Source organism: Pandoraea sp. NPDC087047 (assembly GCF_044745225.1).
GTDB lineage: Bacteria > Pseudomonadota > Gammaproteobacteria > Burkholderiales > Burkholderiaceae > Pandoraea.
Genome location: NZ_JBIUZU010000017.1, coordinates 1 through 13,442, shown reverse-complemented (window position 1 = coordinate 13,442; position 13,442 = coordinate 1). Strand labels below are relative to the sequence as shown.

The 13,442-nt window shown below is 62.9% G+C and carries 11 protein-coding genes; 2 read left to right on the top strand and 9 right to left on the bottom strand.

The window, feature by feature from the left end; genetic code table 11:
• Positions 1 to 34 precede the first annotated feature (34 nt).
• Positions 35 to 685 carry an RlmE family RNA methyltransferase gene (locus ACIPHM_RS23475; RefSeq protein WP_400333765.1) on the bottom strand — a complete coding sequence of 217 codons (651 nt, stop codon included), beginning with the start codon at positions 683 to 685 and terminating at the stop codon, positions 35 to 37.
• A 138-nt stretch (positions 686 to 823) separates the two neighbouring features.
• On the opposite strand from ACIPHM_RS23475, the gene yhbY reads away from it, so the two are divergent.
• Positions 824 to 1,324: a ribosome assembly RNA-binding protein YhbY gene (gene yhbY / locus ACIPHM_RS23470; protein WP_400333762.1), complete on the top strand. Its 501-nt coding sequence runs from the start codon at positions 824 to 826 to the stop codon at positions 1,322 to 1,324.
• A 136-nt stretch (positions 1,325 to 1,460) separates the two neighbouring features.
• Here yhbY and ACIPHM_RS23465 read toward each other — a convergent pair whose 3' ends face one another.
• From ACIPHM_RS23465 to ACIPHM_RS23430, 8 genes are all read right to left on the bottom strand, one after another.
• Positions 1,461 to 1,976, bottom strand: coding sequence for a DUF4149 domain-containing protein (locus tag ACIPHM_RS23465; RefSeq protein WP_400333759.1), 516 nt, complete (start codon positions 1,974 to 1,976; stop codon positions 1,461 to 1,463).
• The gene (gene greA / locus ACIPHM_RS23460; protein ID WP_400333757.1) at positions 1,960 to 2,436 is read right to left on the bottom strand and encodes a transcription elongation factor GreA; all 477 of its coding nucleotides are present in this window, start codon (positions 2,434 to 2,436) and stop codon (positions 1,960 to 1,962) included. The genes ACIPHM_RS23465 and greA overlap by 17 nt, the downstream gene beginning before the upstream one ends.
• A gap of 286 nt (positions 2,437 to 2,722) precedes the next feature.
• A complete protein-coding gene (carB, locus tag ACIPHM_RS23455; protein ID WP_400333754.1) occupies positions 2,723 to 5,965 on the bottom strand; it encodes a carbamoyl-phosphate synthase large subunit in 3,243 nt (1,080 codons plus the stop codon).
• A gap of 18 nt (positions 5,966 to 5,983) precedes the next feature.
• A complete protein-coding gene (leuE, locus tag ACIPHM_RS23450; protein ID WP_400333751.1) occupies positions 5,984 to 6,688 on the bottom strand; it encodes a leucine efflux protein LeuE in 705 nt (234 codons plus the stop codon).
• Between the two features lie 58 nt (positions 6,689 to 6,746).
• Positions 6,747 to 7,892 (bottom strand): glutamine-hydrolyzing carbamoyl-phosphate synthase small subunit, encoded by a 1,146-nt coding sequence (gene carA / locus ACIPHM_RS23445; protein ID WP_400333748.1) that lies wholly within the window; start codon positions 7,890 to 7,892, stop codon positions 6,747 to 6,749.
• A gap of 194 nt (positions 7,893 to 8,086) precedes the next feature.
• On the bottom strand, positions 8,087 to 8,848 hold the full coding sequence (locus tag ACIPHM_RS23440) for a FadR/GntR family transcriptional regulator (protein WP_400333745.1): 762 nt from the start codon (positions 8,846 to 8,848) through the stop codon (positions 8,087 to 8,089).
• Between the two features lie 211 nt (positions 8,849 to 9,059).
• Entirely contained in the window at positions 9,060 to 10,685 is a 1,626-nt protein-coding gene (treF, locus tag ACIPHM_RS23435; RefSeq protein WP_400333742.1) for an alpha,alpha-trehalase TreF, read from the bottom strand.
• Positions 10,686 to 10,687: 2 nt separating this feature from the next.
• Positions 10,688 to 11,455 carry an SDR family NAD(P)-dependent oxidoreductase gene (locus ACIPHM_RS23430; RefSeq protein ID WP_400333739.1) on the bottom strand — a complete coding sequence of 256 codons (768 nt, stop codon included), beginning with the start codon at positions 11,453 to 11,455 and terminating at the stop codon, positions 10,688 to 10,690.
• A gap of 458 nt (positions 11,456 to 11,913) precedes the next feature.
• Here ACIPHM_RS23430 and ACIPHM_RS23425 point away from each other — a divergent pair, with 458 nt between their 5' ends.
• On the top strand, positions 11,914 to 13,242 hold the full coding sequence (locus tag ACIPHM_RS23425; RefSeq protein ID WP_400333737.1) for a C4-dicarboxylate transporter DctA: 1,329 nt from the start codon (positions 11,914 to 11,916) through the stop codon (positions 13,240 to 13,242).
• Positions 13,243 to 13,442 lie beyond the last annotated feature (200 nt).

Genomic DNA, 13,442 nt, shown 5'->3' with positions numbered 1-13,442 from the left:
CCACCATAGCGCCGGTGCGCTGGTTTGACGGGCATCAAGCCGGATTTTTCAAACCCCGACCCAAAATGAACGTTTCGGAAGATTTGTCTCGGGACGCCTTCGGCTTGCGCGGCGCCACCGTTTTGAACTGGCGTTTGAATTTTTCGACAATCTGGCTATAACCGCTGCCGTGAAAACATTTGACCAGTAACGCCCCTTCCGGTTTCAGGTGCCGCTGTGCAAAATCCAGCGCCAGATCGCATAAATGCTCGATTCGCGCTGCATCGGCCGACGCCACACCCGACAAGTTGGGGGCCATATCGGAAACTACAAGGTCGACTTTGCGTCCGGCCACGATTTCTTCCAACTGATCGAGCACGCTGTCCTCGCGGAAGTCGCCCTGAAGAAAGTGAACGTCGGCAATCGGGTCCATCGGCAGGATATCCAGCGCAATGATCGTCCCGTCGATGCCGCCCTCGGTGCGTTTGCCGGCCGCGAGCTTGTTACGTGCGTACTGACTCCAGCTGCCCGGCGTCGATCCGAGGTCGACAATGACCTGTCCCGGCTTGATCAGCCGATCCTGCTCGTCGATCTCCTTGAGTTTGTAGGCGGCGCGGGCACGGTAGCCCTCGCGCTGCGCCATTTTGACGTAGGGATCGTTGATGTGATCGTGCAACCACGCGTGGTTGAAACGGTTTTTTGCCATAATTCTTCAAAAACACTGCGAATTTGCAGGATAATACGCCCTTGCGCGCCCAAAATCCGTTAGCCGGCCGGCAATCGCTGCCGGTATCCTGACACGGTTTGCGGGCGCATCCTAACTCGTTTGTCTCGCCTGTCCCTTATGCCCGCTTTGACACTGACCCCGGCGCAACGCGCTGACTTGCGCTCTGCCGCCCATGCGCTGAATCCCGTCGTTCTGATCGGCGCCGATGGCTTGACGCCAGCGGTGCTCAAGGAAATCGACGGCGCCCTGAAAGCCCACGAACTGATCAAGGTGCGTGTCTTCGGCGACGAACGCGACACGCGCGTGGCCATCTACGAATCCATCTGCGACCAGTTGGGCGCCGCGCCGGTGCAACACATCGGCAAGCTGCTCGTTCTGTTCCGCCCAACGCCGGAGGAAACGGCAGCGCCGGTTCGCGGCAAGTCCGGTGGCACCGGCGCAACGGTCAAGGGTCGTGCACCGCGCACCGTGACCGTCGTGAAGACCAGCACCAACGCCGGACGCCGCCCCACCGTCAAGAAAGTGACGGTTGCCGGCAACGAACGCATGACCGCTGGCGGCATCGTCAAGCGCGCCAAGAAGCGCCAGACCAGCGTCAAGCGCCAGCGCAACGACTAAGCCTGACGGCGGCGGATGCCACACTTTCCGCCTGCTATCGAAAGAACGCGCCCTGACATCGTCGGGCGCGTTTTTTTATGGGTGACGCCAGGTGAAGCGATTGGGCGAGCGGCGAAGCAACCGCCCCCTGCGGCATTTAGCCGCGCACCGGCTGACGCCAGATCAGCGCAATGCCGAGCAGGCTTTGCAGCAGATAAATACCGCTCGAAATGCCGTGAAGCATGCCGAAGCGCGCAGCATAGGCCGATTGACCGATGTCAACGCCCGAGGCTTCCGCCTGCGCCCGCAGATCCGCCATAAACGGCTGCAACGCAAACGAGCTGATCAGCACACAAACCATCATCGCCACCGCCAGCCAGCGCAGGCCGCGATAGCTGCGCGCCGCCGGAGCATCGGCGGTGCGCGCAATGAGCGCCGTCGCCAGCCAGACCAGCAGCACGCCGCACACCAGACTCAGCCAGGCTTGCGTGTGAAACAGCCGGCCCGCGACCGTTCCGGCCATGGCGCGCGATTCCAGCACGGCGAAAAGCGTGGGCGCGACGATATAGCCGATCGCCCACTGACTACCGCACCACACGGTCGCGATCAGGCGGAACAACCGTTCCAGCCGGGGCGCACCGCGCACAGACGTCACTTCAGACGTAGCGGACATCGATGATCTCGTACTCGCGCACGCCGCTCGGGGCCTGCACTTCGGCCACATCGCCTGCGTACTTGCCAATCAATGCACGAGCGATCGGCGAGCTCACCGAAATCTTGCCGTGCTCCAGGTCGGCTTCGTCATCGCCGACGATCTGATACTGCACCGTGCCGCCATTATCGAGGTCTTCGAGTTCGACGGTCGCGGCAAAGACCACGCGGCCTTCGGCATCGAGGGACGACGGGTCGATGACCTGCGCGGCGGAGAGCTTCGATTCGAGATCGGCGATACGACCTTCGATGAAACCCTGCTTTTCTTTGGCCGCGTCGTACTCCGCGTTTTCCGACAGGTCGCCCTGCGCACGGGCCTCGGCAATCGCAGTGATCACGTTCGGACGTTCGACGGTCTTCAGGCGGTGCAGCTCATCCTTGAGCAGCTCGGCGCCCCGTTTGGTCAGAGGAATGGTACTCATGCGCGTTGTTCCGAAAGACAAAAAAATTGCCGCAGCCAAGCCGCATCCGCACTTTTTTGCGAACGCCGCTCAACCGCGGCTGTGACACCTATGTGGCATTAGTGTAGCAGAGTTACCGACACTGCCAATCGGAGGACCAGTCGTGTAACGGCCCACCACATTCAAAGCATTTGGCGCGCTCGCCGGAGTTCAGTTCCCCGGCGAGCGCGCCATTATTTTGGGACGTCCCCCGACGCGGCCGCAACAGCCGAGCGCGCCCGGTTTGCCCTCGTCAGACTGCGGACACTCAGGCCGGCAGTTGAGCGTGCAGGCCCTGAAGGTCGTAGACCTCAAGGTTCTGCAAGTACTTCAGGCCTTCCACGGCAGCACGGGCACCCGAGATCGTTGTGTAGTAGGTGACCTTATGCGCCTGCGCCGACATGCGGATCGAGCGCGAATCGGCAATCGCCGTGCGGGTTTCGTCCACCGTGGTGAACACCAGCGCGATCTCGCCGTTCTTGATCATGTCGACAATGTGCGGACGACCGTCCTTCACCTTGTTGACCACGCGCACCGGAATTCCGGCCGCTTCGATGGCGGCCGCCGTGCCACGCGTGGCCACGATCGGGTAGCCCAGCGCGTGCAGCATGCGGGCAACGTCGACCGCCCGCGGCTTGTCCGCATCCTTGACCGTGAGCAGCACCGTGCCCGTGGCCGGCAAACGCGAGCCAGCGGCCAGTTGCGACTTGAAGAGCGCCTCACCGAAGGTGCGGCCCACGCCCATCACTTCACCCGTCGAGCGCATTTCCGGTCCGAGCACCGGGTCGACGCCCGGGAACTTCACGAACGGGAACACCGCTTCCTTGACACTGTAGTAAGGCGGCACGACTTCGCTCGTGATGCCTTGCGACTTCAGCGACTGACCGGCCATCGCACGTGCGGCGATCTTGGCCAACTGACGGCCGGTCGCCTTCGAGACGTAAGGCACCGTACGCGAAGCGCGCGGGTTCACCTCGAGCACATAGATCGTGTCGACGCCGTTGCCCTGCTGAATCGCGAACTGCACGTTCATCAGGCCGATCACGTTGAGCGCGCGGGCCATCTCGGCCGTCTGACGCTTGAGTTCGGCAATCGTCTCGGCCGACAGCGAGTACGGCGGCAGCGAGCAAGCCGAGTCGCCCGAGTGGACGCCCGCCTGTTCGATGTGCTCCATCACGCCGCCGATGTAGACGTCCGTGCCGTCCGAGATGCAGTCGACGTCGCACTCGATGGCGTCGTCGAGGAAGCGGTCGAGCAGCACCGGGCTGTCGTGGCTCACCTTGACGGCTTCGCGCATGTAGCGCTCCAGGTCACGCGGCTCGTGAACGATTTCCATCGCGCGGCCGCCCAGCACATACGACGGGCGCACCACCAGCGGATAACCGATCTCGGCGGCCAGCTTCAGCGCTTCGTCTTCGGCGCGGGCCGTGCGGTTCGGCGGCTGACGCAGCCCCAGGTCATGCAGCAGCTTCTGGAAGCGCTCGCGGTCTTCTGCGGCGTCGATCATGTCAGGGCTGGTGCCAATGATAGGCACGCCGTTCGCTTCGAGATCCAACGCGAGCTTCAGCGGGGTCTGACCGCCGTACTGCACGATCACGCCGACCGGCTTTTCGAGATCGACGATTTCCAGCACGTCTTCGAGCGTCACCGGCTCAAAGTACAGACGATCCGACGTGTCATAGTCCGTCGACACCGTTTCCGGGTTGCAGTTGACCATGATGGTCTCGTACCCGTCCTCGCGCAGGGCGAGCGCTGCGTGCACGCAGCAGTAGTCGAACTCGATACCCTGACCGATACGGTTCGGGCCGCCGCCGAGCACCATGATCTTCTTCTTGTCGGTCGGCTGCGCTTCGCACTCTTCCTCGTAGGTCGAGTACATGTAAGCGGTATTGGTCGAGAACTCGGCGGCGCAGGTGTCCACGCGCTTGTAGACCGGACGCACCTTCTGCGCAATACGCGCGCGGCGCACGGCGGTCTGGTCGGTGCCCAGCAGCTTGGCCAGACGGCGATCCGAGAAACCGCTTTGCTTCAGGAAACGGAGTTCTTCGGTCGTCAGGCTCTCCAGCGTACGGCCGGCGAGCGCCTTTTCCTTCTTGACGATGGCTTCGAGCTGAGCGAGGAACCACGGGTCGATGGCCGTCTCGGCGTACACCTCTTCGAGGCTCATGCCCAAGCGGAAAGCGTCGCCCACGTACCAGATACGGTCCGGGCCCGGTTCGCCGATTTCGGCAACGATCTCGTCGCGGTCGGTCGACTTTTCGTCCAGACCATCCACGCCGACTTCCAGACCGCGCATGGCCTTCTGGAACGATTCCTGGAACGTGCGGCCCATGGCCATCACTTCGCCCACCGACTTCATCTGCGTGGTCAGGCGGGCATCGGCTTCGCGGAACTTCTCGAAGGCGAAGCGCGGCACCTTGGTCACGACATAGTCGATGGTCGGCTCGAACGAGGCCGGGGTAGCGCCGCCGGTGATCTCGTTACGCAGTTCGTCGAGCGTGTAGCCGACGGCCAGCTTGGCGGCGACCTTGGCGATCGGGAAACCGGTTGCCTTCGAGGCGAGTGCCGACGAACGCGACACGCGCGGGTTCATTTCGATGACAACCATACGGCCGTCTTGCGGGTTGATCGAGAACTGAACGTTCGAGCCGCCCGTCTCCACGCCGATTTCGCGCAGCACCTCCAGCGATGCGTTACGCAGCAGCTGGTATTCCTTGTCGGTGAGCGTCTGCGCGGGCGCCACGGTGATCGAGTCGCCCGTGTGCACGCCCATCGGGTCGAGGTTTTCGATCGAGCAGACGATGATGCAGTTGTCGGCGCGGTCGCGCACGACTTCCATTTCGTATTCCTTCCAGCCGAGCAGCGACTCTTCGATGAGCAGTTCGCGCGTGGGCGAGAGGTCGAGACCGCGCTTGCAGATCTCTTCGAACTCTTCGCGGTTGTAGGCGATACCGCCGCCCGAGCCGCCCAGCGTGAACGACGGACGGATCACCATCGGGTAACCGCTGCCGCCGATCTCGGCGGTGATCTGCGCCTGCACGGCGAGCGCTTCTTCCATCGAGTGGGCAATGCCCGACTTGGCCGAACCGAGACCGATCTTGGTCATCGCGTCCTTGAACTTCTGGCGGTCTTCGGCCTTGTCGATGGCTTCCGGCGATGCGCCGATCAGCTCCACCTTGTACTTGTCGAGCACCCCGTGACGGTGCAGGTCGAGCGCGCAGTTCAGCGCGGTCTGGCCACCCATCGTCGGGAGAATGGCATCCGGGCGCTCCTTGGCGATGATGCGCTCGACGACTTCCCAGGTAATCGGTTCGATGTAGGTCACATCGGCCGTATCCGGATCGGTCATGATCGTGGCAGGGTTGCTGTTGATCAGGATGACCTTGTAGCCTTCCTCGCGCAGCGCCTTGCAGGCCTGTGCGCCGGAATAGTCGAACTCGCATGCCTGACCGATGATGATCGGGCCGGCGCCGATGATGAGGATGCTCTTGATGTCTGTGCGCTTTGGCATAACGTTCTCAACAAAAATTTAACTCAGCGTCGCGGTCGCGAGCTTCACACCGAAGCCGACGAACAACGCGCCCACGCCGCCGGTTGCCCCGGCGCTCAACCGGCGACGTTGCCGGAAGTGCTCGGCCAGGCGGTAACCGGCCAGGATCAGCGTGCTCAGATACAGGAAACTGCAGATCTGCAGGATCACGCCCAGCACCGCAAACGACACGGCGGGATAGGCGTAACCCGGATCGACGAACTGGATGAAAAACGACACGCAGAACAGGATCGCTTTCGGATTCAGCAAGCTGATGAACAACGCGCGCTTGAACGGGTGATCCGCATCGATTTGTTGCGTTGCGATGGCGCCCGTCCGCGCCACTTGCACCACTTGCGCCGCTTGCGGATCGACGGGGGTTGCCCGCACCGCCCGTGCCTTCGCAACGGCGCCGCGCAGCATGTTCAGCCCCATCCAGCAAAGATAGGCCGCGCCGAGATACTTCACCACGAAGAACAGCGCCGGCTGTGCGTGCAGCAGCGACGCCACCCCGGCAGCCGACAGCGTCATGAGAATCGCGTCGCCCAAAAATACGCCGCATGCCCCCGCGTAGCCCTGACGAACACCGCGTTGCGCGGCCACGGCCAGCACGTAGAGGGAGTTCGGTCCCGGCAGCAGAATGACCACCACCACCCCGGCCAGATACGTCCAGAGGTTGAGGATGCCGATCGAGTTTCCGAGCATGATGCGTTTTTCCCTTTCCTGATCTTGTCGTGACTGCGTTTATCTGTACCAAATACGCTTAAGCGGCCTGCTTGGCGTCTGCCATCGACTGCACGAAGCGGTCGAACAGATAGCCGATGTCGTGCGGGCCGGGCGACGCTTCCGGGTGCCCCTGGAAGCAGAATGCCGGGCGGTCCGTCAGCTCGAAACCTTGCAGCGTGCCGTCGAACAGCGACACGTGCGAGACACGCGCGTTGGCCGGCAGGCTGTTCGCATCCACGGCGAAACCGTGGTTCTGCGATGTGATGACGACACGGCCGCTCGCAAGATCCTTCACCGGGTGATTCGCACCGTGGTGACCGGTCTTCATCTTGAGCGTCCTGGCGCCGACGGCCAGGCCCATGATCTGGTGACCGAGGCAGATACCGAAGGTCGGAATGCGGCGTTCCAGGAACGTCTTCGTCGCGGCGATGGCGTAATCGCACGGCTCGGGATCGCCGGGGCCATTCGAGAGGAACACGCCGTCCGGGTTCAGCGCGAACACGTCGTCGGCCGAGCTTTGGGCGGGCAGCACCGTCACCCTGCAGCCACGCTCGGCGAGCATGCGCAGGATGTTGCGCTTGACGCCGTAGTCGAGCGCGACCACGTGGAACTTCGGATCCGTCTGCTCGCCGTAGCCTTCGCCCAGGCGCCATTCCGTTTGCGTCCACGAATACGTTTGCGTGGTCGAGACAACCTTGGCGAGGTCCATGCCGGCCAAGCCCGGGAACGATTGGGCGAGCGCAATGGCCTTGGCTTCGTCGGCTTCTTCACCGGCGAGAATGCAGCCATTCTGTGCGCCCTTGTCACGCAGAATACGGGTCAGACGTCGCGTGTCGATACCGGCGATGGCAACGACGCCGTCGTCCTTCAGGTACTGCGACAGCGTCTTGTCGGCGCGGAAATTCGAGTCGAGGATCGGCAGATCCTTGATGATCAGGCCAGCGGCATGGACTTTCGAGGCTTCGACATCTTCACCATTGACGCCCGTGTTGCCGATGTGCGGATACGTCAACGTGACGATCTGACGCGCATAGCTCGGGTCGGTGAGGATTTCCTGGTAGCCGGTAATGGCCGTATTGAAGACCACTTCACCGATGGTGTGACCGGCAGCGCCGATGGCGTACCCACGAAAGACCGTGCCGTCAGCGAGCGCGAGAATGGCGGGTGGGAATGACGGCAGCACGGGAAACTCCTGAAGGGTTCACCCCGGCTGCCAGCCCCATCGTCCGCCGCGATGACATCAGCGCGAGCCCCGGAATTGCGCGGAATATGCGCACAGCGGATGCTCGGACTGCGGACGAGATGTCAGGCGGGTAGGCGCTAGGGTGAGGGTTAAATGACTAAAACCTTCAAAGTATAGCGCAAATCCGGTTCATCTCAAAGCTGAACATGTGGAGCACCAGTACGCTCTGCGTTCTCCCGGAGGGTAAGGCCGCCGGCAGACGAATACGCAGAGGGGATAGGGAAGTGAATGCCCGCCCGCTGGGCCGCCAGCACGATATGACGCTCCATCGAGGCGCCTGCGGCGGCGCCGTCGCGACGTCGCAGCGCGTCGAGAATCTCCAGATGTTCGTGGTAGGTGGAAAGCACCAGTTCCCTCTGATAGAACGGCAGGCGCTGGCTTTCCATCACGATTTCCGTGCTGCCGCGCAGGATATCGGCAATGGCGGCATTCCCGGCCAGCGCGACGATGCGCAGGTGGAACGCGAAGTCCAGTTGGGCGGCGGCGTCGACGTCCCCGTCGATCAGCGCGGCCTTCATCGATTCCACGTTATCGGTGAGCCACTCGATTTCGCCGGTGCTCGCGGCGTGTGCGGCGAGCCGGGCGGCGAAGCCTTCCAGGGCGTAGCGCAATTGATACGTATCGGCGAGCGAGATCTGGTCGGCGAAGCGCCAGGCGACACCGAGACGTGCCGACGCGTCGTTCACGTACACCCCTTTACCGGGGCGGATGGCGACCATGCCGAGCGCTTCGAGCGTCGACAGGGCTTCGCGCAGCGACGCGCGGCTGATCGCCAGTTCCTCGGCGAGTTGACGTTGCGAGGGCAGCATCGCGCCGGCCGGGTAGACCTGGCGTTCGATGCGCTCGCGAATCGTGGCGACGGCGGCGTCGGTTACGGCATGCGCCGAATGCTTCATGAGGCCTCACAGGAAATGCGCGGTAAGCGTATCGCGCATTGTACGACGCCAAATTTCCCCTCACGCGAGCGCGTCCCTGCGGGCCGGGAAACGTGGCTCGCGGCGACCTCGCGGCGGGTTTGCGGCGGGTTCCCCGACGCCGCTTCCCGCTGCATCTCCCGCTGCATCTCCCGCTGCACCACCCGACGCCGGCATACCCGAGCGACAACAGCTACCGCCCCGTGCGCCCTTGCGCCTTCACCTGATGGGCGCGATGTTCCGGGTGATCGCCGAGCAGGCGCCGCACCACGCCGTTCGTCCAGCCGAAGCCGTCTTGCAGCGGATACTCCCCGCCTCCACCGCCGCAAGCGCTCATTGCGTCGCTCGTATGCAGCGAGTACTTTTCGACGAGCTTGCTCTCCCGGGCGTAGAGCGCCCCGACCGTCGACAGCCAGCGATGGGCAATATCGTTCGCGAGTTGCTGCTGACCGTACTTGCGCAGTCCGTGGATGGCGATCCATTGCAACGGCGCCCAGCCGTTGGGCGGATCCCACTGCTGGAGACTCGACGTTTGCGTCGTGCGCACACCCCCAACGGCCACCAGGCGCTCCGCCATCGTCTTCGCGCTGCGCAGCGCCTGCTCGTGGGAAGCCACACCGACGAAAAGCGGCGCAGCGGCCGCCGCCGACAGTTGCGCACGGAGCGCCTCGCGCTGCCAGTCGTAATCGAGAAACGCCCCCTCGGCGTCCGACCAGAAATAGCGCGTCATCGCGTCGCGCCGCGCTTGTGCGCGCTTCGCAAACGCTTGCGCCGTGTTCGCATCGCCGCTCGCCTCACTGAGCCGGGCAATCTGCGCCTCCGTGGCGAAAAGAAAGCTGTTCAGATCGACAGGCAGGATCGCCGTCGTGCGGATCGACGAGAGATCGTTCGCGTCGCCCAGCCAGCGCGAGCTGAAATCCCACCCGGACGCGGCCCCTGCACGCAGATCCCGATACACCTCCCCGACGGGACGATGCGGCGCATTGAGCGCCGTCGTCACGTCCTCCAGATACCCCTCTTCGCGGGGCGTCTCGCGCTCGTCCCAATAACGGTTGAGGAGCGAGCCATCGGGCAGGCGCACGAGATGACGATAAGCCTCACCGGGTTTGAGCGACGTCTCGCCGTCCATCCAATACTCGTATTCCCGGCGCAGATGAGGCAGATACTTCACGGCACGCGCCACGCCGTGCGACTCGAAGAGCGCCACCATCAGCCCGTACATCGGCGGTTGCGAGCGGCTCAGATAGTAAGTGCGGTTGCCATTCGGAATATGGCCATACGTATCGATGAGAAACGAGAAATTGTCGGCCATGCTCACGAGCAGATCGTGGCGGCCGCTTCGGGCGAGCCCGAGCATCGTGAAATACGAGTCCCAGTAATAGAGCTCGTGAAAGCGTCCGCCGGGCACCACATACGCGCGGGGCAGCGGCAGCAGCGAACTGTAGGCCGGATGCGCTTCGGGCTGGCGCGTGAGCACATCCCAGAGGCCGTCGATATGCGCGACGAGCCCCTGCCCCGGGTCCGACACATACTGGCTGGGCGGCGTGCGTTCGAGCGTGAAACAGGACGCCACGAATCGCGACAGATCGAAGCCCGGCTTTGCCGCGTCTTCACGATAGCGGCGCAGAATCTCCTGCGGCGCGAGCGAGGGCGCGCAATCCACGAACGTCTTGCTGTCCGCAAAGATGCGCTGCGTCTGCACCGCGACGAACAGCTCCTGATAGCGATCGTCGGGCGTGAGCACATCCGAGGGGGCGCAGTGCGCGACATCCGGCGTCATGCCGCCGAGCGAAAGCGTGCGTTGTGCGGTCTGCGTCATCGTCATTGCTCCGCGTAATTCCACAGCAGACCGCCGTCCACGAACAACGTCGTGCCCGTCACATAACTCGCCTCCGGCGAGGCGAGAAACAACACCGCATTGGCCACCTCATCGGGATTCGCAAGCCGTCCGAGCGGAATATTGGCGATCAGCGCGTCGAGCTGCGCCTTATTCGCGAGAAGTTGCTGATTGATCGGCGTGCCCACAGCGCCGGGGGCCACGTTGTTCACCGTAATGCCGAGCGGCGCGAGTTCGATGGCGAGATTGCGCATCATCATCTTCATGCCGCCCTTGCTCGCGCAATAACTCGTGAAATGAGGAAACGGCAGTTCCTCGTGCACCGAGCTGACATTGACGATCCGTCCGCCGCGCTGCCGATCGCGCAGATGCTGCACAAACGCCTGCGTGAGAAAAAACGCCCCTTTCAGATTGACGTTCATCACCAGGTCGTAATCGGCCGGCGTCACGTCGAGAAACGCGGCACGACGCTCCACTCCCGCGTTATTGACCAGCACATCGAGGTGCCCCATCTTCGCGACCGCCTGCGCAACGACCGCGCGGTCGTCCTCGACGCGCCCGATGTCACCGGCGATCACACAGCCATCGCTGCCGGCGGCACGAACCGCGTCGAGCGTCTGGACCGCCATCGCGTTATCCAGCCGGTCTTCCACCACGACGCGAGCGCCTTCCTGCGCCAGACGAATCGCAATCGCGCGCCCGATGCCCTGCGCCGCGCCAGTGACGAGTACCACCGTGTCCTTCATTCTCATGACGTCTCCCTGATGGGTAAGCCCTGGGGCATCGGCACACCTGTCCGGCCTCACATCCTCACTTCGCATGCCGGCACGGCGCGCCAGATGCAAGTGCGACCGCGCGGCGGAAAGCGAAGTTCACACCAATTTCAGCGGATTCGGCCAGTAAAACCGAAGATCCGCAGGCGCGAGCGCCATCGACGGCGAACATCGCGCCCCGTCGCCCTGGCCCTAGGGAATCCCCTCAAAAGACACCTCTTGACCCCACTATATTGGCTTTCTAATATTCCCCATAACATCACTGGTCAGACCGGTATGACTTGTCCGTATACACTGGCAGACGTGGGTGTTGGCAGCCGAAGCATCGTCCGAAGTCAGACACACCGCCGTACAGAATCAGCCCCCGAGAGCAGTCCATCCGTTATAGAGATCGCGAAATCCGACAGAGTGATTTGCGCAGGCAGAGGAGATAAACCATGCCCAAGCTGTTTCGTTCGTTGTTTGGCCGAGTTGTCATTGCGTTGGTAGTGGGTGTGGCGCTTGGCATTTGGTTTCCGCAGTTGGGAGAGTCATTGCGTCCGTTGGGCGATGGCTTTCTGAAGCTCATCAAAATGGTCATTGGTCCCATCGTCTTTTGCGTCGTCGTGAGTGGCATGGCGAGCGCGGGCGACTTGCGCAAAGTGGGACGCGTCGGCGTCAAGGCCATCGTCTACTTCGAGATCATCACCACCTTCGCGCTCGTCATCGGCGCCGTGCTGGCGTGGGTGACCCGTCCGGGCGCGGGCATGAACATCGACATTCGCAGCCTGGACGCCAGTTCCATGGCCGCCTATGCCGAGAATGCCAAGAGCCTCAAGGACACCGCAGGCTTCCTGCTCAAGATCATTCCCGACACCATCACCGACGCCTTTGCCAAGGGCGACATCCTCCAGATCCTCGTGTTCTCCGTCATGTTCGGATGCGCGTTGGCGGCACTGGGTGAGCGTGGGCGTCCCGTGGCACGATTCATCGAAGATTTGAGCCACGTGTTCTTCCGCGTCATGGCCTTCATCATCCGGCTGGCCCCGTTGGGCGTACTCGGTGCCGTGGCGTTCACCACTGGCAAATACGGGGCGTCCTCGCTCAAGCAACTGGGTTTGCTCGTACTCGTCTTCTACGCGAGCTGCTTCGTGTTCGTCACCGTCATATTGGGTGGCGTGTTGCGGCTGGCGGGCTTCAACATCTTCAAGTTCATCAAATACTTCCGTGAAGAGTTGTCCATCGTTCTGGGCACGGCATCCTCCGACGCCGTACTGCCCGCGATCATGCGCAAACTCGAGTGGATGGGCATCAAAAAGTCCACTGTCGGCCTCGTCGTGCCGACCGGCTACTCTTTCAACCTCGACGGTTTCTCCATCTACCTGACGCTCGCGGTCATCTTCATTGCGCAGGCCACCAACACCCCCCTGTCCGTGCACGACCTCATTCTCGTGGTGCTAGTGTCCCTGCTGACCTCCAAGGGCGCGCACGGCATTCCGGGGTCGGCCATCGTCATCCTGGCGGCGACACTGGCGGCCATTCCGGCCATCCCCGTCATTGGCCTCGTATTGATCCTTCCGGTCGACTGGTTCATCGGTATCGCGCGCGCCGTCACCAACCTGCTCGGCAACTGCGTGGCGACCCTCGTCGTAGCCGCGTGGGAAAAAGATGTCGACTTCGCGAGAGCCCACAGAGTCCTCGATGGCGTGTTGCCGTACGAACCCATTGCGACGTCAGAAAACGCCATCGAAGGCGCGGCGCCTGCCAATGCGGCACTCACGCGCTGAAACGGATCGGTCACGGCGGGTGCCGTGATCCGAACGACAACCGAAACAACGTCTGCCGACGCCAGGTCCTAGCGCGTCGGCACCTTCATTTGGAGTGAACAGCAACATGGCCCTCGCCCCGCAAGATCCCAACGCACCCGAATTCGTGCGCCGTTACGTCAACCTGGCCGACCCGCGGCTGGGCGCGCAGGCTCTCGTTG

Excerpts from the sequence above, each read along its gene's own strand:
- ACIPHM_RS23475 (WP_400333765.1), bottom strand. The coding sequence starts at position 685 with ATGGCAAAAAACCGTTTCAACCACGCGTGGTTGCACGATCACATCAAC.
- yhbY (WP_400333762.1), top strand. The coding sequence starts at position 824 with ATGCCCGCTTTGACACTGACCCCGGCGCAACGCGCTGACTTGCGCTCT.
- ACIPHM_RS23465 (WP_400333759.1), bottom strand. The coding sequence starts at position 1,976 with ATGTCCGCTACGTCTGAAGTGACGTCTGTGCGCGGTGCGCCCCGGCTG.
- greA (WP_400333757.1), bottom strand. The coding sequence starts at position 2,436 with ATGAGTACCATTCCTCTGACCAAACGGGGCGCCGAGCTGCTCAAGGAT.
- carB (WP_400333754.1), bottom strand. The coding sequence starts at position 5,965 with ATGCCAAAGCGCACAGACATCAAGAGCATCCTCATCATCGGCGCCGGC.
- leuE (WP_400333751.1), bottom strand. The coding sequence starts at position 6,688 with ATGCTCGGAAACTCGATCGGCATCCTCAACCTCTGGACGTATCTGGCC.
- ACIPHM_RS23440 (WP_400333745.1), bottom strand. The coding sequence starts at position 8,848 with ATGAAGCATTCGGCGCATGCCGTAACCGACGCCGCCGTCGCCACGATT.
- treF (WP_400333742.1), bottom strand. The coding sequence starts at position 10,685 with ATGACGCAGACCGCACAACGCACGCTTTCGCTCGGCGGCATGACGCCG.
- ACIPHM_RS23430 (WP_400333739.1), bottom strand. The coding sequence starts at position 11,455 with ATGAGAATGAAGGACACGGTGGTACTCGTCACTGGCGCGGCGCAGGGC.
- ACIPHM_RS23425 (WP_400333737.1), top strand. The coding sequence starts at position 11,914 with ATGCCCAAGCTGTTTCGTTCGTTGTTTGGCCGAGTTGTCATTGCGTTG.